At 52.3% G+C, this 21321-nt stretch carries 17 protein-coding genes; 6 read left to right on the top strand and 11 right to left on the bottom strand.

Annotated features, from left to right (window positions below; all coding sequences use genetic code 11):
* Window positions 1-44: 44 nt before the first annotated feature.
* The 8 genes from NDI54_RS15410 to NDI54_RS15375 all read right to left on the bottom strand — a co-directional run bounded on the left by NDI54_RS15410 (window position 45) and on the right by NDI54_RS15375 (window position 9777).
* Window positions 45-1262: a glycosyltransferase family 2 protein gene (locus NDI54_RS15410; protein WP_310897327.1), complete on the bottom strand. Its 1218-nt coding sequence runs from the start codon at window positions 1260-1262 to the stop codon at window positions 45-47.
* A gap of 8 nt (window positions 1263-1270) precedes the next feature.
* Window positions 1271-2623 carry a sulfatase gene (locus tag NDI54_RS15405; protein WP_310897326.1) on the bottom strand — a complete coding sequence of 451 codons (1353 nt, stop codon included), beginning with the start codon at window positions 2621-2623 and terminating at the stop codon, window positions 1271-1273.
* Window positions 2623-3888 carry a glycosyltransferase family 4 protein gene (locus NDI54_RS15400; protein WP_310897325.1) on the bottom strand — a complete coding sequence of 422 codons (1266 nt, stop codon included), beginning with the start codon at window positions 3886-3888 and terminating at the stop codon, window positions 2623-2625. The genes NDI54_RS15405 and NDI54_RS15400 overlap by 1 nt, the downstream gene beginning before the upstream one ends.
* Window positions 3888-4907 carry an NAD-dependent epimerase/dehydratase family protein gene (locus NDI54_RS15395; RefSeq protein WP_310897324.1) on the bottom strand — a complete coding sequence of 340 codons (1020 nt, stop codon included), beginning with the start codon at window positions 4905-4907 and terminating at the stop codon, window positions 3888-3890. The genes NDI54_RS15400 and NDI54_RS15395 overlap by 1 nt, the downstream gene beginning before the upstream one ends.
* Window positions 4904-5923 (bottom strand): NAD-dependent epimerase/dehydratase family protein, encoded by a 1020-nt coding sequence (locus tag NDI54_RS15390; RefSeq protein WP_310897323.1) that lies wholly within the window; start codon window positions 5921-5923, stop codon window positions 4904-4906. The genes NDI54_RS15395 and NDI54_RS15390 overlap by 4 nt, the downstream gene beginning before the upstream one ends.
* A gap of 375 nt (window positions 5924-6298) precedes the next feature.
* Window positions 6299-7081: an alkaline phosphatase family protein gene (locus NDI54_RS15385; RefSeq protein ID WP_310897322.1), complete on the bottom strand. Its 783-nt coding sequence runs from the start codon at window positions 7079-7081 to the stop codon at window positions 6299-6301.
* Window positions 7082-7343: 262 nt separating this feature from the next.
* Complete coding sequence (locus NDI54_RS15380; RefSeq protein ID WP_310897321.1) at window positions 7344-8495, bottom strand: hypothetical protein; 1152 nt, start codon at window positions 8493-8495, stop codon at window positions 7344-7346.
* A 295-nt stretch (window positions 8496-8790) separates the two neighbouring features.
* Window positions 8791-9777: a DUF1616 domain-containing protein gene (locus NDI54_RS15375; RefSeq protein ID WP_310897320.1), complete on the bottom strand. Its 987-nt coding sequence runs from the start codon at window positions 9775-9777 to the stop codon at window positions 8791-8793.
* A 324-nt stretch (window positions 9778-10101) separates the two neighbouring features.
* Here NDI54_RS15375 and NDI54_RS15370 point away from each other — a divergent pair, with 324 nt between their 5' ends.
* Window positions 10102-11559, top strand: a complete 1458-nt coding sequence (locus tag NDI54_RS15370; RefSeq protein ID WP_310897319.1) for an oligosaccharide flippase family protein — start codon at window positions 10102-10104, stop codon at window positions 11557-11559.
* Here the strand turns inward: NDI54_RS15370 and NDI54_RS21460 are convergent.
* Window positions 11534-12142, bottom strand: coding sequence for a metal-dependent hydrolase (locus NDI54_RS21460; protein ID WP_406600194.1), 609 nt, complete (start codon window positions 12140-12142; stop codon window positions 11534-11536). The genes NDI54_RS15370 and NDI54_RS21460 overlap by 26 nt on opposite strands.
* Before the next feature lie 232 nt (window positions 12143-12374).
* Here NDI54_RS21460 and NDI54_RS15365 point away from each other — a divergent pair, with 232 nt between their 5' ends.
* On the top strand, window positions 12375-12917 hold the full coding sequence (locus NDI54_RS15365; protein ID WP_310897318.1) for an NUDIX hydrolase: 543 nt from the start codon (window positions 12375-12377) through the stop codon (window positions 12915-12917).
* A gap of 14 nt (window positions 12918-12931) precedes the next feature.
* Here NDI54_RS15365 and NDI54_RS15360 read toward each other — a convergent pair whose 3' ends face one another.
* Window positions 12932-14071, bottom strand: a complete 1140-nt coding sequence (locus NDI54_RS15360) for a glycosyl hydrolase (RefSeq protein WP_310897317.1) — start codon at window positions 14069-14071, stop codon at window positions 12932-12934.
* Between the two features lie 163 nt (window positions 14072-14234).
* Here NDI54_RS15360 and NDI54_RS15355 point away from each other — a divergent pair, with 163 nt between their 5' ends.
* The 3 genes from NDI54_RS15355 to NDI54_RS15345 all read left to right on the top strand — a co-directional run bounded on the left by NDI54_RS15355 (window position 14235) and on the right by NDI54_RS15345 (window position 18236).
* A complete protein-coding gene (locus NDI54_RS15355) occupies window positions 14235-15206 on the top strand; it encodes a glycosyltransferase family 2 protein (RefSeq protein ID WP_310897316.1) in 972 nt (323 codons plus the stop codon).
* Window positions 15207-15585: 379 nt separating this feature from the next.
* On the top strand, window positions 15586-16167 hold the full coding sequence (locus NDI54_RS15350; protein ID WP_310897315.1) for an acyltransferase: 582 nt from the start codon (window positions 15586-15588) through the stop codon (window positions 16165-16167).
* A 92-nt stretch (window positions 16168-16259) separates the two neighbouring features.
* Window positions 16260-18236 (top strand): hypothetical protein, encoded by a 1977-nt coding sequence (locus NDI54_RS15345; RefSeq protein WP_310897314.1) that lies wholly within the window; start codon window positions 16260-16262, stop codon window positions 18234-18236.
* Here the strand turns inward: NDI54_RS15345 and NDI54_RS15340 are convergent.
* Window positions 18214-19362, bottom strand: a complete 1149-nt coding sequence (locus NDI54_RS15340) for a glycosyltransferase family 4 protein (protein WP_310897313.1) — start codon at window positions 19360-19362, stop codon at window positions 18214-18216. The two genes, NDI54_RS15345 and NDI54_RS15340, sit on opposite strands and share 23 nt — an antisense overlap.
* A 323-nt stretch (window positions 19363-19685) precedes the next feature.
* Between NDI54_RS15340 and NDI54_RS15335 the strand changes: the two genes are divergently transcribed.
* Window positions 19686-21149 (top strand): lipopolysaccharide biosynthesis protein, encoded by a 1464-nt coding sequence (locus NDI54_RS15335; protein ID WP_310897312.1) that lies wholly within the window; start codon window positions 19686-19688, stop codon window positions 21147-21149.
* Window positions 21150-21321: the final 172 nt, after the last annotated feature.

Here is a 21321-nt window from a genome sequence, read left to right as displayed (position 1 = left end):
AATCTAGTTGGCTATTCGCATCTTTCACCAGCCCGTATTGAGTTTTAATTACCACTGGAACGCTCAGCCAGCATACTCATAAAGAAGGACCCGAATATGGTTTGAATCCCCAGGACGATCCCAGTCGAGGCTAGCAATGTCGCCATAGCGCTTGGTAGTGCTGCTTCACCAGCGATGAGCCACTGGATGAAGACACCAGCGACGTATAGCATCCCGATTCCAGTTATCACAACTCCGATTGAGGCGGCAGTCTCTAGCTGGAACCGAGCTCTAACAGTCCCGATAAGTGCGCTTTTGGGTTCTCTTATCGGGTCTGCAGCAATTGAGGTGAACAGTGCCAAGGTCCAAATCTGATAGCCTACAATCGACAACAGTGATCCACCGACCATTGTTTGGAGCCCAAAATTCACGCCACCCGCTGTGATCCCACCGAGTGAGAGGGCCATCACAAGGACACCGAGTGAGACCAGTGCCACAGCCGGATACGAGAACAGATAATCCGGTGCATTCACGAGCATAAACCGAACGTGTCGCCAGCCGTCCCTGAAGCTATTTAGCGTTTCCTCACCTTCCCGCTCGTGATAGATTATCGGGACTTCTGTAATTGTGAGGTCGTTCGCTCCAGCCTTCATCACCATCTCACTTGCAAACTCCATGCCGGTTGTGGTTAAGTCTAAAGTCTCTAGCGCATCCTTTGTGAATACCCGGAAACCACTATGAGCATCGCTCACGCCCGCGCCATAGAACGTGTTCAGAAACCGCGTCAGTAATGGATTCCCGACGTACTGGTGCAGTTTGGGCATCGAACCGTCTCTGATTTCCCCGTTTAACCGACTGCCCATGCAGATGTCAGCCTCACCGTTCTGGACCGGTTTGAGTAACCGCGGAAGTTGCTCAAAATCGTATGTTGTATCCGCATCACCCATCGCAATGTACTCGCCGCGGGCCTGACTGAATGCATAGCGATACGCGTATCCGTATCCCTCTCGATCAGGTGTCACTACGATTGCGCCACGTTCACGAGCTAATTCCGGTGTCGAATCCGTCGAACTGTCGCTTATAATGATCTCCGTCGGAATGCAAAGCTCGTCAATAGCTGTTTTGATCCGGTCGATACACTCTACAATCCCCTCTTCTTCGTTGAGCGTCGGCATCACAACGCTTAGAACCGGGTCAACGTCTTTGTCCGGTGTGACAAGGAACTTGTCCTGTGTCTCCGAGTAGGTGCTCCGTTGGTTTGCTTGATCTGATTTAATGGTCATCGATCTGGCTAGCGATACCCGAGGTCTTCGAGTCTGGCTTCCACGTCGTGATCCAGTTGTGGCTCACCGATTGATTCGGCACTCGACCCGATATGGTTGATCCGCTGTTCCGCAATCCGCTTGATGTCGGCAATCGCCTCTTCTTCAGTCCGTGTCAGAGACGCCACCTGGCGATTCGACGGTATATCGGTGACACGCGTTTCATCACGGAGTTCGTCTATCTCGTAGAGCCAGTCCTGTGACCGAACGCCCACAATCGAGTTCCCTCGAACCTCGTGTTCGGCGACTACGTGTTCCCGAGATTCTGCCGCGAGTGACTGCCCTTCGTACTCACTGGGTACCGCTACTCCGGTCGCTTCATGGAACAATGGCGGGAGATCAAGGAGACTCACCAGTTCGCTTGACGCGCTTTCGGTTGCGGCGGGGCCGTTCACGACGACGAGTGGGACCTGCACTAGTTCGTCGTACATCCGCTCCGGCTTTCCGTACTCCCCGTATTCACCGAACAACTCGCCGTGGTCGGAAGTGAGTACCACGAGCGTGTTCTCGAACTTCCCGGTAGATTTGAGTGTCTGGACAAGCCGGTCAATCTGGCTGTCGACGTAGACGATAGCTGCTCTGTACAGCGCACGCATCTCGTCAATCTGCTCGTCCGAGAGAGTTGTGGAGTCGTCAAGCAACATCGAGTACAGATCCGAGACTGTTTCCACGTCGACGTGTTCGACGCCGAAACGTTCCCTGTATTCCCTCGGTGGGTAACAGGGGTGGTGAACGTCCATGTAGTGGGCCCAACAGAAGAACGGACTATCTGTGTCTTCGAGCCAGGCAACGGCATCATCCGTTATTACGTCGGCACCGACGTATGGTCGCGCTTTCCCACTGACACGACGATACGCGGATTTCAGTAACCCAGTCAGATTGATCGCGTCGTCGATCCGCTCGAGTTTCGGGTTGTTTATTTCGATACCGCGGGGGAATATCTTCGTTGCGACCCCCATCATCGGGTTCTGGTAATCTTTGAACTCGTCGAACCCGACATCGTAATTGAAATGTGTCGACAGGAAGGGATTACTATGGAACCCCGCCGTTGTGAACCCTCGTTTCCGGAGTTCCATTGCGACACGTGGTCTACTGTCGGTCAGCGGACCGAGTCCATCGTACGACAACGGTAGTGTCCCGGACAACATCCCCGGGAACGACGGCGTCGTCCCCGGGCCGGTTGCGAACGCTTGCTCGAAGCTCACGCCAGCCCGTTCCAGTTTCGGGCCCGAAACGAGTGACGGTTGCATCTGTTTCCAGGTGTCGTAGCGGAGCGAGTCGTACGTGATGAGGAGGACGTTATCGACAGTATCTCCTGTCATTAATTAGCCTCCATCTGGATCTGTTCTATCCCCGAAAGCATCTGATAGTATTCGTCGATAGCGATTTCTTTGACAAAATTCGCCTCGAACGCCTCTCTGGCGTTTTGTCCCTGTCTCTCAACGAGGTCGGGGTTCTGTTGCCAGCGTTCGAGCGCGGTTGCAGCGTCCTCTACGGCCCCCTGTTTGACGTTGGTGCCCGCGTCGAACCGCTCGATGAGTTGCGCCTCGTCGTCGTTAGGCTGGGAAATCACGAACACTGGCTGCCCGGCAGCCATCGCTGTGTATAGCTTGCTTGAGACGACGATACCTTCGAACCCCTCTTTCACCGCGACAACCGAAACGTCGGCGGCAGTGAGGCTGTACGGCAGGTCCTCCCAGGGCTGATACGGGAGGAAGCGGACAGTATCACCGCGGACGCCCAGTTCTTCGGCGAGATCGATTATTCGTTCTTTGTTATCTCCTTCACCGATGATGAGGAACTGAATATCGGCGTCGTCAAGTTCTGCAGCTGCTTTGACCAGCGTCTCCAGGTCGTGGAACGTCGCGATATTGCCTGAATAGAGAACGGTGAACGTGTCGTCTAATCCGTGTTCCTTACTGAACCAGTTGTCGGACTTCGCCATTGGAGTGATAAATTCCTCGTCCTCCCAGTTGTGTATGATTTTGACCTTGTCAGTGTCGAACGAGTGGCCCCCTTTCGCACTGATACGCGATTTCATCACCGGACCCAGCGCAACGACGTGCTTTGCGTTTTGGAATGCGTTCCTATCGAACACTTCCCATAGCTGATGGACGACACCACTTTTTTCCAGATAGCCCAGCTCAACCGGTTCGTCCGGATACAAGTCGTAGGCGATGTAGGTGTATTCCCAGCCTCTAACGGTGCAGACGAACCACATCGCGGCGGACATGAACGGTGGGCAAGTGACGAAAATCAGTTCTCGCTCACGGTCGACTCGTTCAAAGAGTAACAGGACTGTCATCCAGGTGGTAAACAGCGCCCAGTTCATGAGTCGACGCAGTATCGACGACTGCCGGACCTGCGGGGCTCTGATACGGCGGACCGGGACGCCCTCGTGCGTCGAATGGGTCGGCTGTCGTTCGTTCGTTCCGCTGTGGTAGTTCGGCTGCCCGGTGTACACCGACAGATCCAGACCGCGTTCGTGGAGGCCAACGGCAAGGTCTGTCATCAGTTGGCCAGTCGACGCGGTGTCCGGATGGAAGTACTCAGTGACCAGCAGGTACTCTTTGTGCTCTCCAGACATTATCTCTCGTGAAGCAGAGTCTCTAGGTTTTCCCGTACGTATTCCCGGTCTCGGTTCGTTGTGTACCAGTCGAGGGTGTTCTCTAGTCCCGCTTCGAGCGTATACTCGGGCTCCCAGCCGAGGAGAGTCTCGGCACGCGTCGTGTCCGCAGCTCGGTGACGAACGCCGACGGGCTTGTCTGTCATGTACTCTCTTTCACTCGGTTCCCAGTCAAGGTGATTGAAGATTGCAGCAACGACCTCGTTGATCGAGACGTAGCGGCTGATACCCGCATTGACCGGTGTCGCATCTGTAATGTTCTCGGCGGCTAAACGAAGTGCTCGCGTGATGTCTTTCACGTAGGTGAAATTACGTGTCTGTTCCCCGTCCCCCCAAATCCGGAACGGGTCTTGTCTGGCGTACGCTTTCGCCATGAGCGCGACTATCGCGTGTGTCTCGTTTTCGCGCGGGCCATACGCGGTGAATATCCGAACGATACTCGCATCAATATCGTACTGTTCGTGATACGCCTGCAAGGAACGTTCACCCATGAGCTTGGCCCAGCCATACACCTCGTCGGCGTACGCGCCACCCCGTTCATCGAAACTGACCATGTCTTCCTGCAATCGCTCACGATTCTGCTGGATATCGGTGGGGTACGTGCATGCGCTGGAGGCAAACGTTATTCGCTCAACTCCGTTCTCCGCTGCGGACTCGTAGACGATATTGTCAAGGGCCATGTTCGTCGCACAGTTGGCCGGATAGTTCGAAATGTACCCTCGACCACCGTGATCTGCAGCGAGATGGAATACAGTATCGATGTCCTGTGTGGCTCTGTCCGCGAATTCAGCGTTTTTCAGGTTTCCTTCTGCCACTTCAATCTGGTCTCTGACTGCGCCGAGATTCGCTCTCTCGCCACTCGAAAAGTCGTCTGCCACGCGGACGGTTGCCCCTTCCTCAACGAGGTCTTCCACCAAGTGGCTCCCAATAAATGACGCACCGCCAGTGACCAGTACGCGTTCCTTACTCCAATCAATCATAGCTTGCCTCGGTTGGGTGCGATCTCCGGCTGGCGGGCTTCCAGTTCCACTTCTGCCCATCTGTACACCCGTTGCAGTCCATCTTTGAGTTGTACCGTGGGCTCCCAGTCAAGTTCCGTCTCCATTTTTGTCATATCACAGGCGTACTTGTCGGTCCCTGTCGGTTTCGAGCGGTCGTACTCCAGCGAGAGGTCTTTCCCACTGATCTCGATAATCATTTCGGCGAGCTCTCTGATCGTCACGACTTCAGTAGAGTTGCCGAGGTTAATCGGATCCCCGTCGGCCTTTTTTCTAAACGCTTCAAGCATCCCGTCAACGAGATCAGTTACGTAGATGAATCCCCGCTGCTGTGAGCCGTCTCCGAAGAGCTCGATCTTATCGCCATCTGAGGCTTCGATAACTTTTCGGCAGAGTGACGGAATCACGTGACTGCTTTCCGGGTCTAAACTCTCCCGCGGGCCAAAGCAATTGAATATCCTGACACTGCTGGTCGCGATATCTGTATCCGTCTGATATGCTTCACAGGCAATCTCACCCAGTAGTTTTGCCCACCCATAGGTGCTGTGTGGATCCGCGGGAATCGCCTGATCCTCGGAGAAGAGATTCAGGTCGTCGTGCTGTTGTTTGTACACACAGGCACTTGAGGCAAACAGAAACCGATCAACATCGTTGATACGCGCCGCCTCAAGCATATGCTGATTCATCAGAACACTGGGCGTAAGCCCCCCTACGTTCTCATTCTTGATGTAGTGGATGCCGCCGACACTCGCGGCCAGATGGAACACGTAGTCAATCCCATCAGTTGCTTCGATACATCCTTTTTGAGTCGTTAGATCGACGGGCAGTACTTCGATGCTGTCTCGAACTGACTCTAGCTTCGATAGATCGCCGCGTGAAAAATTATCAGCGACTCGGACATCGGCACCGAGCGAAACCAATCGTTCAGTGAGGAAGGATCCTATAAACCCGGCTCCACCCGTCACGAGGATGTTACCATCTGATAGGTTGACACACATGGCTTGAGTCAGAAGAAATTCTGTGAGTACATTGTTATGTGACGTTTACTACAACTATTGACCACGCAAGATACTACTACAGTTGAATAGCGTTCAACTAACTCGATTTTTTAGAGCCGTAATTGACTACACTAATAGTATATTGGCAAATAGACCTGCGTATTTATTTAAAAATAACAATCTTGGGTGTTATAATTCGTCTACTAGCTAGAACGGGTCTGATCATGGACCAGGGTTAGTCACATTCAATACGGGCACAATGGGTGCACCAGCGAGATGCTTTGTGTCTCGACCGTGTCCCGTTAACTCCGGTTTTCTCGTGATACTGATGTAAACCACTAGTGTCGGATGATGCGGATTCTACTTTTTGAAGAATCAGCGATACCCAAGCATCTCGAGTTGCTCCTCGACTTGCTCTTCAAGATTGTCGTCGACAGTATCCGGTTCCAGATGAATCGTGTGCTCGTTGCGACCCTGACCGGATGTTTCCACCCATGGAACTTTTCGAAGCGGTGGGATGGGTAGCATCGGGTGTGCGTAAACGCCGAACTCGCCAAACGATTCTCCGTGGTCGGAGGTAATAACAATCTTCTCTGCGTCGATGTCTTCGATCAACGTTTCGACGCTCTCCAGCCCGAACGCCAGTTCTTCTAAATAGCTGTCCCAAACTCTTTCTCTGGCGGTCCCGTTTTTTAACGCACTCCACGGGTCTTTTTCTACTTCGTTCAGTGGTCGGTTTTCCGCAAGCGCTCGTGCACCGTAGGGGATGTGCGGTGGAAGATAGTGTACGATCATCCGATCAGCAACTGTCTCCCGCCAGGTCGCTATCGCACGGTCTGTCACGGCATACGGCATTACGGTACCGCTGAACGGATTTGTTGGACCGTATCTCCACACCTCGTCAAATTCGCAAAAATCGCTCGGTTCAACAGTATCCCACCGAGTAAACCGTTCCAAGAACTCGGGCCAGTTCGGTTCAGCCTCGTGGCCCAGTCCCCATCTGCTTGTCGGATTAGCCGTTACCAGTGCCGTGTTCCTGATCTGGTCGATGTTCTCGTTGGTAAACGTATGTGCGACCCACTCACGCGTTGCGCTCCCTCGGGACCAAATCGACGTTCCGGAGTCAAGAAACGAATACTCCGAGGCGATCTGATCCATTGCGTCAGCTCTGCATGTATCTAAGATAACGAGTACGTCCCACTCTCGATCGAATATATCAACACCGTGGGGGACCCACGACGATGAGACTTTCAACAACGCGTCCGCTAACTGTGTTACCTGTGACCTCCCTGGAATACGATTACGAACGGCATTCTGCACGGATCGGGAGCTAGGCATTACCACCTCATTTATATTCTCTGTTCAAAATGTTTTTCACTAGAATAGTTGCCGCGCCCCAGGAGTTTAAAAGGGATTGCGGTTATTCAAGCTGCTCCAGCCGTTCGTTCAGTGACTTGATATCCTCTTCGATACTGGCGAAGTTCTCGTTAAGCGGGATATGCCAATCTAGAGACCCCTGTGCTGGCAGGGTATAATTGCCGAGGTTCGTCGGTTGTGAACTGTCCTCGGTGTTGGATCCGTCGTCAGTAGGTGTCTCAGTGCTGGTCTCGGTTTCACTCCCGATATCGACGAGGACTTCGTTCTGCCAGGCATTTCCGGAGTCGATCAGATTCGTCTCGCTTTCCGGCCAGATACGGTGGCTACCGCCACCGGCCGATTCCGCGTTCCAGTAGCCCTGGAACTCGACGTTATTGTTCCGCATATAATCGAACATCCGGTGAATAAATTCGGGGTTATCCCCGCCAGCTGGGTTGTAGTAGGCATCGTTTCCGACACCCCACTCACGGAATCCCAGCGTCGTGTTTCTCGCTGTGGCGAAATCGTTCCACATGTCCAGCAGTGGCTTGTGTTTGTTCTGCCAGATCTCGTCTCGGAGTTTTTCTAGTTCCGATTGGCTGATCGAAGACAGGTCATCGGGATATGTTTGTCCAGCATCGTAGAACGATGGCATCACGACTGGCGGCGACTCGCCGCTTGGCCAGTACTTGGATTGAACTGGCCATGCTTCAGGTGCGACGCCAAGTCTGTTGCGTGCTGGCGCATAACAGAACGTGAAATTCGCTCCGTCGACAGACTGCATTTCCCGGACACATCGAGCGTAGCCGTCCCGGTAATTCTCGGGTTCATCCATCGCCGATTTCGACCCCCAGTCCAGGTTGAACTCGTGGTTCGGCGCGATAAGTGAATCACCCATCCCGAGATCGACCAGACTGCGAGCGAATTTCCGGTATTTTCCATCGAAGTCCCCGCGTGCGGGCGGTCCGTAATTACCGCGGTTTTCGCCTGCGAACTCGTATGCGATGATCATTTGACGGTCGGTCTGACCGAACGTCCGTTGGAGTGATTTGGCCTTCGTGTCCGTACCTGCACCGGGTTCCCACGTAATTCCGACGAAATCGTGGAAGCCTTCAGTGAAGGTCGTCGTAATAAGGTCGATCTTCTCGCCGTCCAACCACTCCTCTTCGAACTGCTTCACTCGGCTTTCGGAGAGGATGTACGCTCCGTGTTTCATCGCTTGTCACCCGTTCGCGTCCGTTCGGAAATCGGCAGGTTTGTTGCTGGCGCGGATCGGTTTCTGGCATTTCTCTGCATGTACACAGTGCTCTATGATATCCTTAATTAAGCGTAGTTATACCTTACCGAGAATCTCATGCAAAGTGGAGCCTCGTTACAGACGGATGTGGTGCATTTACTTACGATGTACTGTATTATATGAGAATTTACTGACTTCTTCTCCTTCGATAGGACCATCCTACTTGGAGATATGGCCTACTATCGTGGTTCAAGTGAATGCTAACCCGCTGTCGCTACTGGGATTCGATATCAACCCAGATATGAACTTCTCGATATGCGTTATCGGTAGACGGATACGACGGTGGTTGCTCGGTGTAGAGGAGATACGTCAGTCGATGGTTTTGTCCAGCAGTAGGCGGGGTAACTGAGACGTTTAGCTCCGCAGTTTCGTTGTTTTCGACAGTCCGTTCAATTGTCTGTAGTTCGACCTCCGAGACAAGCGTTTCTGAGCCGTCAACCGTCTCGAACTGTTGGAAAAGGATGACAACAGTGTACTCAATCGACTCTCCCTCTTGATTGTCAATCCCGAGAACGAATGGCTCGGAACTACCACGAGTCATCGTGCTGGGGTAGTCTGTCGCCACGAATTCCCCATCTTCGTTCTCTGAGAGGACATAAAACTCGGTAAGGTCGGCTTCGTTGTTCCCGTTGAAGCCAGCGCCAACGGAGACGACAGCGATGATAATCGTGACTACGACTGCGAGATTGAGAACTAGCACGTGCGTCGGTTGCTCGGTAGAGAATTCCGAACGACTTCGGCGAATCACCGGTAAGAGCCGTGGGTGGAACCGATCTTCGGGCGGAACTGCGAGCCGACGGAACGCTGCAATTGGTAGACAGACCACTGTAAGGAGTGCGAGTGTACTGTATAGCCGGGCCGAAGTGATACCCACGGTGGTGATTCCAAGTGCAAGGCCTCCCAGAATCGAAAGTGAAACGCTAACCCCGAACGAAAAAACAAGGTATTCAAGTATCGTCTCGCTCGTGTCCGTGGTCTGGTTCTCAGTCCCGCGTCGTCTGCCCCGAGGGAGCAGTGCCACAGTGAAGACGTATCCAGGGACAAAGAGAAGAAAGCCTAGCGCCAGTGCTGGCCGCAGTAGAGTCTGGTTCAGCGGCTGAACCAACACGAACACGCCCGTCAGAGCGGTGAGAATGGCGACAACAACGAGGTCAGCGAGGACGACCGATAGCCGATCCTCCTGCTCGACTGATTCTGTCATGTATTGACCATTTATCCCCTTGTTGAATAATAGTATGCTCTCGATTCGTGCCTGTTGAGTTATCGGTAACATTCTTTATGGGACGCCACATCTGTCTAGAGAGAGACTTATGACTGGGAAACAGGACCTTTCTTAACACACCGGGTAACATGTCGTTTCATATGCTTTTAGGACTTGTCCTCGGCAAGGTGACCGAGGCAAACACCCACGCCGAAAAATGGGTCTATATCGGCACTGATCGGAGAGATCGAACTCACGGAGGGATTCGGACACACCCCTTACATAGATATTGAAAGCAGTTATTTTCGGGTTTGTTTGCAATAAATGTACAACCTAGGTGATGTCTCCGAAACTGTCCAACAGTTTGTCCGGGACGTTGGTGCGTATTCGATAGCAGGCATTGCCCCGGCCATCTTTAGCGTTATTGCACTGACGATTTTTACGCGTCTGTTTTCACCGTCGGCGTTTGGCCGCTACTCGATTGCGATTTCGGTTGGCGGAATTGGGAGTACACTCCTGTTCGGTTGGCTCAATAAATCAATAATCAGATTCGGTTCGAAAGTCGACGAGAGAAAGCTGATTGGGACTGCGTTCGCTGTCGTCATCGGTATTAGTCTCTGTCTCATCACGGTCGCAGGCGGCGTGTATGCACTCATCGGGAACACACTCGGCCCGTATCAACCGTTCTACGCCGCTGCTCTGGCGTTTCTCCTGATGCAAGGGGCATTCCAGCCAATAATCGCATTGTTCAGGGCCACGCTGAACTCGAAGCTCGTGACGGTGTTTATGTGTATAAAAGCCGTTGCGATGCTTGCGTTTTCAGTTCTTATCGTTCTGTTCGTGTACGATCACATTTCGGGCTGGATTTGGGGGAACGTTATCGCTATTGTGATTAGTATTCTCGCTGTCGCTGCGCTGTCGGATCTCCTTCGGACCGTCCCACAGATCAACCGCGACATGCTCGTCCGCATGTCGGGGTACGGACTGCCATTGATCGGCTGGATAATGGGTGACCCACTGTTGAACCAGGCAGATCGCTTTCTGATCGAGTTCCTTCGTGGGAGTGCGACAGTGGGCATCTACACCTCGAACTATAGCCTGGCCGACCGTGGGTTACGACTGGCGATGATCCCGCTACTCGACGCGATTCAGCCAATCGTCATTGATCGATGGAACGGAGACAATCAAGAACGGATCGAAGAACTCCTCAGTCTGTTCACCAAGTACTTTTTCGTCCTCGCAGTTCCCGCACTGGTCCTCCTGGGCGCACTCAGTAGACCGCTGAGTACACTTTTGCTTGGGGAGGCATATCACGAAGGATACGTCGTTATCCCGATAGTTGGCGCTGGAGTATTCATGTGGTCGCTTGGCAATCTCGGTCAAATCGGTCTGGAAATCAGAGAGCGAACGGCGCTGATGTCGCGTGGGCTCATCGCTGCGGTTGTGTTCAATATTCTCGTCAACATCCCACTGATCATGAGCTTCGGATACGTGGGAGCGGCATTCGGAACACTGCTCAGCTATTCGGCCTACGCCGCATTCGTCTTCTGGTATTCCCGGGATCGGATCGTTTGGCACCTACCAACGGAGACAATCGGCAATGTCATGCTGGCTGGCACTGTTATGGCAGCGTTTCCGGCACTGCTGTACGTGTCTGATTGGTACACACACGGGCTGGTAGTAGTGGCAGGGGTTGTGTCGACCGTCGTGTACGTCTCTATTCTCTATGTTTCGGGAGAAATAACGGACGAGAATATCACACGGATTCGAGAATTGACCTAATACGCGCCACGCCCGGTACCCCATCGTGATACCATTTGAACCCAGCTACAACCGTTAACGAGAGCTCGGAGACCCGTATCCAGAACCGAAGGTCCTCACTCTTCGGGAGTGTGCGAGCGGTCCATACCGGTTTCTTTCGTATGACTTGCTCTACGTACGGAATATTTGATATCGAACTAATAATACCATCTGCAGGGAGGGTAGCCGGCCACACGAGGAACGATATCTCGATCAGATCCCGCGCAACTGTCCCCTGTAGAAGGAATAGCGAGGCATCAGCGAATGGTTGTACGGCCCAGCTTAGACCGAAAGCAACGACGGTGCTCTGAGTTCCAGCATCGGTTCGGCTGACAAACAATAAACACAGAAAAGCCGGTAGCACAACTAGCATCGAGTGAGCAACGGTCCGACCGCTAACGAACGGTTCCCCAAGTAGTATCAACGGTTTATCGATGAGATCTGCAAACTGGGACCCGAGCAAGACCGCGCCGAGGTCACGCTGGCCAGGTGCACGACGGAGGGCTCTGTCAGTGTACGTTGATACGGTGAGGTACCCAAGCGCGAGATGTGCGTGCGGGAACATTTCTCACTGATCGGAATTCGCCAGAGGGATCCATCAATGATGGGGATAGTGTCATGCGCATGTGACTGACTGGGAACCGTATCGTCGTACTCAGTTCGAAGGCCGCTCGTTCGGCAGACGGTTGTTGCCTCCTCGGCATGAACGAGCAGGTGACTCACCGCTTCTACATGGGTTTTAATCGACCACGCATGAGCCCGACTTATTAGTACACTCTGGTAATTCGTCTATCATAGTGGCGACTGACCCAGCGTACTGTTCGACTTGTGGGACCGAACTAGACGACCGGAAAATCGAGGGCCGGACGAGACGCTACTGTCACAACTGCGCGAAGCCGATTTACAGGAATCCGAAACCGTGTGCTGGCGTCCTCGTAGTTGACGATCAGAAGCGCGTATTGCTAGTCAAACGGACAGAGCCACCCGCGGCTGGTTCCTGGAGTCTCCCCGCAGGGTATCTAGAAGCCGATGAACCCCCGCAGGAAGCTGCGAGTCGAGAATTGCACGAAGAGACTGGGCTCTCCGTTTCGACGGGCGACATCACACTGTTCGATACTAATTTCGTTCAACACCCTAACGGTCAGCACATTCTTGTCGTCATCTATAGCACGACACGAGCATCAACGACGGGCTCGCCGACTCCCGGATCCGATGCCGGCGCAGCACGGTTCTGGGATCTCGAAGAGATGAGTTCGAGTGCTCACCGGATCGAGCCGGGGTATGACGAGATTTTCAAGGCGGCAGTACGCGTTACAAATGACACGCCGTCGGAATCATAACGTAACGCTTTCACTCAGTTAAACCGCGATTTGAACTCGCTAGAGGCGGTCGGGTGGGGGGGATACTGTTCGGAGACGTGGAGCGATGTTGGCCCTATGAAATGGGGGCCGGCGGTGAAACTCCAGACGTTGTGCCACTTCACGATATCGCTGTTCTCTGCGAGCCACTGTGCAAAGTTATCAATGAATAGGGGATTATCACCTCCCCCGGCATCGTTCCGGTTTCGAGCGACCACTCCATACTCAGGGAATGCGAGTGGTTTCCCGTGTTGTCTTGCGAACTCCGCCCAATCGTTCAGCCCAAAGTCCTGGCTAATGATCCGGTTCCAGGTCCGCTTTCGACGCTCACGGACACATGAGTCGTCGCACTGGTCCGGGTAGTATAATTCCCCTTTGTCGTAAACGGTCAATCCGATGATGTCTACCCACTGATCTCCTGGGTATGCAGTTGTTGGGTCCATATGGACTCGTCCGATATGTGGTGCCCACATGTAGCTGAAGTCCGCGTCATCAACCGAATTTATCGCCGTAACTACCTGTTTCCACGCCTTGATGAATAGTTCGGGTCTATCCACCGCCCCGTCTGAAGACCATCGGCCGTTCAGTTCGTGTCCGATTCGCAGCGTCGCATCTGCCATTCCGTTCTGAATCAAACTGCGGGCAAATTGCTGATGTTGAGTAGTGTGTTCCCCCTCGGCTACGGCGGACAAAGTAGATTCCGCCGGCGGAAACATTTTCGCTGTGACCGCTATCTGACGCTCTGATGCGATTGGCTCAATGGGGACTTCGAACGGCATATTGCCGACACGATACTTGTCCCAGCCGCTGTGTGGGACGTTGAATGAGTAGTAATCAACAGTTCGTCCGAACCACTCCTCCCAGGGCTCTAACGCGGAGTCGTCGCCCAGATAAACCCCCACGCCAATGCCCGTCTCTTGTTCCGTCGTTTCCTCGGTCAAGGGACGGTCTGTAGAAGGATCCACCGAAGTATCAGCCCACGTATTACAGCCAGCGAGCAAGCTCAAACTGATTGCCGTGCTAGTAGAGAGTGATTTGATAAAGCCACGCCGACTCTTCTCAAATACTTGTGAGGGGTCACGGTTCCCAGTCTCCGAGTCTTTTTCAGGAGGGATTTCTGACTCAGACTTGTGCATTCACACCGTGTTTTAGTTGAACAAATTTAGTTAGAAGTACATTATTATCGGAAATGTCGGTCTGATAATTACTGTCGGTATGAACAGATCTGCGATGCATCGTAGATTCGGAGTTTGGATACACCTTACTATTAACACACATCTAGCATACTGCGGACGTAGGATGAATGATGTTCCCACGACTAATTCATCGGCAGAGGACGCTTCGAGTGTCCGGAACGGTACTGTCTCGGGCCCCGATACCGCTCCGTCAGTGGCTATCGTAATCCTCACCTGGGAAAACTACGATGAGATCGTCGAATGTTTAGACTCGATACAATCGATTACGTATCCCAACTATCGTGTTATTGTCGTCGACAACGGCTCGGAAGACGGTTCGATAGAGCGACTGCAGTCGGAGTACGACTGGTGTGAGTTCGTCCTCAACGAAGAGAACGAGGGGTTTGCCAGGGGAAACAACGCCGGAATTTCGTATGCTCTTGAGAGCGGTGCGGAGTACGTACTTCTCCTCAACGATGACACTATCGTCTCGGAAACGTTCCTTGAGCCACTGGTCGAGACGATGGAAACGTACGATTCCGTGGCGGCTGTCGGCGGTGTCAACCTCCATGCCGATTCGGGGAAAATTCACAATGCAGGGTATATTTTCCATCCCTGGATTGCAGCGAAAGGGGAACTATATCGCGAGCCGAAAGCGAGTGAACCGTACCCGGTTGATTACGTTCAATCCTGCCTTGTTCTCTTGAATCCCGAGTTTCTTGATGAGATCGGGTTGTTGAACGAAAGCTATTTTCTGGGGATGGAAGACGTTGATTTGGCGTGGAAGGCAAAAAAGAACGGTTGGAAGGTTTTGACTGCGCCTGATTCGCGGATCCGACATCGTGTCGGTGAAACTGCAACACGGTCACCGTTCAGTTCGTATCACAAGATAAGAAATAAGTTGCAGTTCGGGGCTGAGAACCTCTCACTGCCGTGTCGAATCCCACTCTATCTGTCACTCATAGCTGAGACACTGTCTCTGTTTCTATGGTGGTCTGTAACCGGCGGGTTCAATAAAATACGAACGACAGTACTCGGCGCATATGACCATTTCAGAGACGCCGAGTTCAGAGATTACGATAGACTCACTAACTGACACTCCCCCTGTTTGAAGCAGAGAGGTTCACAAACGATCGGCAGTATGTCGCTCCGATAGTACCAATTGAAACAAGTCCCTAGTCTACTTTGTAAGCACCACACATTCCCGTGAAAGACAGTGTACATCAAGATTGGATATCCCAGCTCCCAGCCCCCTCTTGTTATTCGAACGGAACAACGGCAAAAATCGGCCCATGGCTGTACCGACCGTGATCTGTGATACTAATACGGGCACTGTCGATAGTGTTGCGGGAGTACCTGGGTAATCGTCGAGACAGCCCGGGAAGTAACCCGGAGTTACTTGAGTTGCGATTAGTACTCAGTGCAAATATTTAATTGGAAAACAACCATATCAATAGTCAATATTGTGAGACAACATGAAAAAGAGTCCGTTTAGCCTTTTGTCCGAGAAGGGGCTGCTCACCTTTGCTGTCATCTGCAAATCGTATCTCACCAGTGAACTGTACAAACGGTATCTCAACAGCCGTCGTAACGTTTCAATCGACAACTCAGCCGAAATCGACATGGCGACTGACTTCGGAACGTCGGGCAAGATCACCATCCACGACAACTGTCGGATCCGGAAATACACCGTCATCTCTCCGTCCGGAGGGGAAATCGAAATCGGATCAAACTCCTTGGTCAACGTGTTTGGGTCCCTCCTTGGTCATGGGTCGATCCAGATTGGTCAGGACGTATTGATCGGTCCACATACGACCATTGTCGCTGCGAATCACACATTTAGCGATCAGACTGTCCCGATAGTTCAACAGGAGGTTACCAAGGAAGGCATAGCAATTCACGACGACGTATGGATTGGCGCTAATTGTACAGTGTTGGATGGCGTCACTATCGGCGAGGGTGCCGTTGTTGCAGCCGGAAGCGTCGTCACTGAGTCTGTTCCCGAGTCTACCGTCGTTGCCGGCACTCCTGCGGAGCAGATCGATACACGAAACTAGTTCAATTGGCATTCAGTCGGCGATTTAGACGATCTATACCGAGACAGTAATACATAAATACTCATCATCGGAGACTTTGAGTTGTAAAATTGATGTCAGCTGCTACCTGGCAAGACGTGACGCGCCTGCTTCTCCCGACATCGCTCATTATCGCATTACTTGCCTCCCTTACAGCGTTTCAGATCCTGGGCCCAGTGGCCGGTATCAAGAGCGGATACGTGTTCCTGGGCTTGCTGTTTGCAATCGTAATCTATCGGTACTCACAACCAAAGAGAGAGGAAGTAGGACGCAGTAGCCATACAGTACAGAGCTCGGAGTTAGGAAAGGTTGTTTTCGGCATCGTTCTGCTCTCTATGGCAGCGGTGGCTCAGGCAGACGCATTTCTACCGTTTGGAGCGTCGACCATGCGGACTGTGAGCCTTCTTGTCGTTCTGCCCATCGGGTATATATTACTCACAGTACAAATCCGGCGGCGAGCGCCGACAGGATGGCTCATCAGCCAGCTCGTCGCGTTATTTGCACTCGATCCGATAACGAAATACCTGTCAACAAATTTTTATTTCGGCCGGGGAGATATCCCAAAACACGTTTATTACACTGATCTCATCACCGCAAATGGAACGTGGCAGTCACTTCCGGAAACGACGATGTATCAGTACTTCCCGGGACACCAAACACTTCTCGGAGCGGTGAGCTTTCTTACCGGGTTTTCGTCGTATGATTCACTCGTTATTACCGGAATAATCACGTATCTCGTCGTCATTTGCGCCGCGTATTTACTTGCCCGTCTCTTCTTTTCGGATCGAATACTCGCAATCTGTATCCTGTTTGGTGTTACCGTACTTGGCCCGATCCATCGATACAGCGTCTACTTTTACCCACAAGCGCTCGCAGTTGTGCTGGGGCTTATCGTTATTCTGGGAGCCTATCGATACAGTACGTTCAAACCGACGAGCTATCTCGTGCACACGTTACTTACCGTCCCCATCGTCATCGCGCTTTGGTTCACTCATCATTTCACTGTTGTCCTGTTTGCTCCGATACTGGCCGGACTGCTCACGATTCCTATTCTCGCTGACCGCGCTTTCGGATTCGAAGGTGTCATCAGACCACAACTACTACCAATTGTCGCGTGGGTCGGCGGCAGCGTTGCATACTGGTCAGTCGGCAGTGTGTTTATCAGTACGCTGATCTCTGCCCTATCCAGAGTAGTCAGTTACATGCAAGTGACGAGCAGTTCGAGCGGCGGTGATCCAGTTCAAACGCTTGGAAGTTCGCTCCCTGAACCGTCCATTACTGAGGCCGTGATTAGTCTAGTCAGCGTTAGTGGGATATACAATGTATTTCTCGTCTGTATGCTCTCTCTCGGGGTGGTGATGCTCTTTCGAAACCTCAACTTGTACCGACGCACCGCTGGAATCGTCACTATCGGCGTGCTCGGGTCGATCTTTATGATCAGAATCCCGCTTGATATACACGGCATCCAGCGGATACAACTCCCACTTAGCCTCTTTGTCGCGTTTATCATTGGATCGAGCCTGTACCGGTTCGTCTCTATCCCGAGTACATCTCTCAAGCGAATCGCTCCGGCGATTCTCGTGGTCGCAGTACTGGCGACTGCCGGCCCGGCTGTGGCAGCAGACGATCTGTACGGCCTCCACTCGGGTCCAGATCTCTGGGAGAAACAATCACTGCCCGAAACCCAAAAAGAGTTCAGTGCTGCTGAAATGGAGAGTTTCCAGCAATCAGCGGCGTATATCGAGGAGCAAGAGACATCGGTCGCTACTGACTGGAATTCGGCTATCGGCCTCAGTCGATACGGTGCAGCTTCCGGTCCGTTCGTCGTAGCGGATGATCGTATCAGCACAGAGCAAGACCTGCTCCTGTACCGACAGCGGTGGACGGACCACAGTGTACGGTACGTTCCATCGCGGATTGATTTCAGGACGCTCCTCGTTTCGGAGGACTGGATGAGAGACTCTGTCCGTAGTGAAAACAAGGTGTACACGACCGGCGAAATAGGAATGCTCGCAGACAGGGAGAACGCTACGTACCTTGATCGCCAGTAATCAATTCGAATACGCTGTCGTATTGGTCCATTAGGGAATCCCAGGAATGATTTGACGCGATCTCTGGCCCTGCAGCCGCGAGTCGATGCCGGAGTTCGTTCGAAGAGCGAAGCTGTTCGATGCCGCGAACAAAGCCGTCAGCGTCCTCATGGATAAGCACATCTTTGCCGTCTTCAACAGTGAGTCCCTGAGCACCGACAGAGGTCGTAATTGTGGGTAATCCGGCCGCGAGATAATCTAACATCTTTAATTTAGTCCCGGAGCCACTGAACAGCGGACATAGCGCGATATCCGCTAACTGCAAGGCACCAGGGAGTTCGTCAACATAGCCGGGTGTATATACATTGCTCACCGATATTGAGGGGGGATTCCGTCCGATGAGGAGAAAGGTTACGTCGTCGAATTCTGGGGCAATCTCTTCGCTGATTACCGCTGCTGCGCGTCTGTTCGGTGCGTAGTCGTATGAGCCGAGGAACACACACGTGAAGATATCCTCGTCTATGCCACATTCTCGCGCCGCCTGTGCCGGATTGTTCCCATCGCGTATCCACTGGAAGTCACACCCGTTCGGGATGACGAATGTTTCGGTTCCGGGTGTCTCCTCGAACCGGGCTTGATCGTCTTTGGATTGGAACACCGTTATGTCGGCTGCACTAATCGCCTGCTTTTCAAAAGAGTAGAAGTTCTCTACTGCCCGGCGGCGAAGGAAATCGGGAACACCTCTCTCCTGAAGATAGCCGTCCAATATCGTGTGTTCGGCGTTGTGCTTGTTCAGGAGCATCATTGCATCGTGTTCCGCCGAGAGCTGAACTGCTGCATCCGTTACTTGCGGGAACTCACAAACGATAACATCGAATGAGATATCCACCGAATTAACTGTCCTGACGAGAGTCCGTGTGAGCAGTTTTCGAAGCAGGTGTCGCTCGCTGAACAAAAACAGGCCAGTCCAAAGTTCGTTCCAGATTGGTTGCCGAGTGAACAGTGGGCTGGTCAGATCGATCCATTCGATATCATTTGATGGCTGTTCACTGCTGGGAGGTGCAGCTACCCATAAATCTCCAAACTCAGTCAATTTCTGGGCGGTTTTCCATAGACGCACTTCCGCTCCGTTCTGTGGCGGGTACATTGCTGTCCGAGTGAGCTGTAAAATATTCATTTGTCAAGAAGGGGCGTTCGATGACTCTCAAGCGTGTTGTCGAGATATCAGTCACCACACTGTTAGTTATGTTGTCTTAATTTCTCGGATATCTCTTGTGCTATGATCTCTGTAGCATTACTGAGAGTAGTGACAGCATTATTCGACCATTGTCGGCACATATATTTAAACAAGACCCGAGAATAGCAAAGAGAAATCCGATATGTGCTGTACGGGTGTCGATCCGATGAGGGTCATATACTATAGTACGGGTGAATGACTGGTATGTATAATATAACTACCTCCTGACATCGATGGCTAAGTCAGTTGATGGGTTCAGTGACCGAATCCGACAGTTCGTCCACGATCTGAGCTTTTACTCTATTGCACATCTCGTCCCTGCACTACTCTCTCTTGGTGCACTAATGTTATTCACTCGGGTGTTTTCTCCCGAGATGTTCGGGCGATATTCGCTTGCGCTAGCGGTTGCAGGAATCACCAGTACCCTCTTGTACGGTTGGCTTGACTACTCGGTTCTCCGGTATGCGCCGCAACTTGATGATGAAATTGTTCTGAGGAATATCTACTCGCTGTATGTTGGAATCTCTGTGTTGTTGTTATTTTTCGCAACGGTCGGATTCCTGTTAGGAGGCCACTGGCTCGGGCCGTACACGATATTTTTCTTCCCCGCGCTGGCACTGGCTATCGCTCGGGGCGGAATACAAGTATTACTGGCTTTCTTTCGTTCTGTTTTAAATTCCCCAAAAGTCACCCTCTTTCGAGTGATGCGGGCCGTCATTTCCGTGACGGTTTCGGTTGTCTTAGCAGTCGTCGTGCTAGAACATATTGTCGGCTGGATCTTGGGTGCAACTATCGGCATTGTCGTTACCTGTGCGTATATTTTTGTGTCTTCGGAGACTGTCCGAGGAACTCCATTATTCGACCAAGAGTTAATGAACCGGCTCTTCCGGTACGGGGTCCCGATGGTCGGATTTATTATCGGGGATGCGTTTCTCGTTCAAGCTGATCGAGTATTGCTCGAACTCTTGGGAAGTAGTATCGCAGTCGGGATCTACTCCGCGAACTACATGCTGGTCGATCGGGGTCTCCGACTGGCGTATACACCCATTATCCAGGCGATTACACCGATTATTATCGATGCCTGGGACGGGGGGAACGAACAAGAAATCGGAACGATGCTACACAACTTTTCCAGGTATTTCATTCTCTTAGGTATCCCTGCGCTGGTTCTCGTCGCTGTCCTCAGTAGAACAGTGAGCACGCTGCTGGTCGGTGATGAGTTTACCAGCGGGTTCGTAATCATCCCCGTCGTCGCCATCGGGCTGTTTTTCTGGTCACTCGCGAATCTAATACAGGTCATCTTCGAAATCAGGGAAGAAACTGCCATGCTGTCGTATGGTATCATTGGTGTTATCGCGGTGAATCTCGTGCTTAATGTCCCACTGATAACTACGCTGGGCTATTTTGGTGCCGCCGTAGCTACAACCGTCAGCTACACGCTGTACCTGCTGTTCGTCATGAAACTATCTTCTCGGTACCTTTCGTGGGAGTTTCCCGTTGTTTGTCTTCGAAACGCAGTCTTTGGGGCGATACTGATGTTGCTCCCGACTGTGATACTCTATGTGTTCGACAGCTACACAATGGTCAACTCACTCAGTACTGCGGCCGTCGGCACACTGTTGTACCTCATGAGTATCTATCTGCTTGATGAGGTCGGACAGGCTGAAATTGAGCAGATTCGGCAGTTTCTGGAGTGACATGGAAGACGATCCCCTGGTGCTATCGGAACAGTTCGAATGGAGGTATGTGTTTAGCCTCGATGAATTTCGCCACTGTCTCGTAGCAGGAGACCAATCGAGGGGATATGCATCCTCAGCAAGGTCTAATTGAGTTTCTCCAGGGATGGTCTCCGGGCGGAGACCATCCCGG

It is taken from the genome of Haloarcula terrestris (genome assembly GCF_031624315.1).
Lineage (GTDB): Archaea > Halobacteriota > Halobacteria > Halobacteriales > Haloarculaceae > Haloarcula > Haloarcula terrestris.
This window is presented reverse-complemented; position numbering and strand designations above follow the sequence as displayed.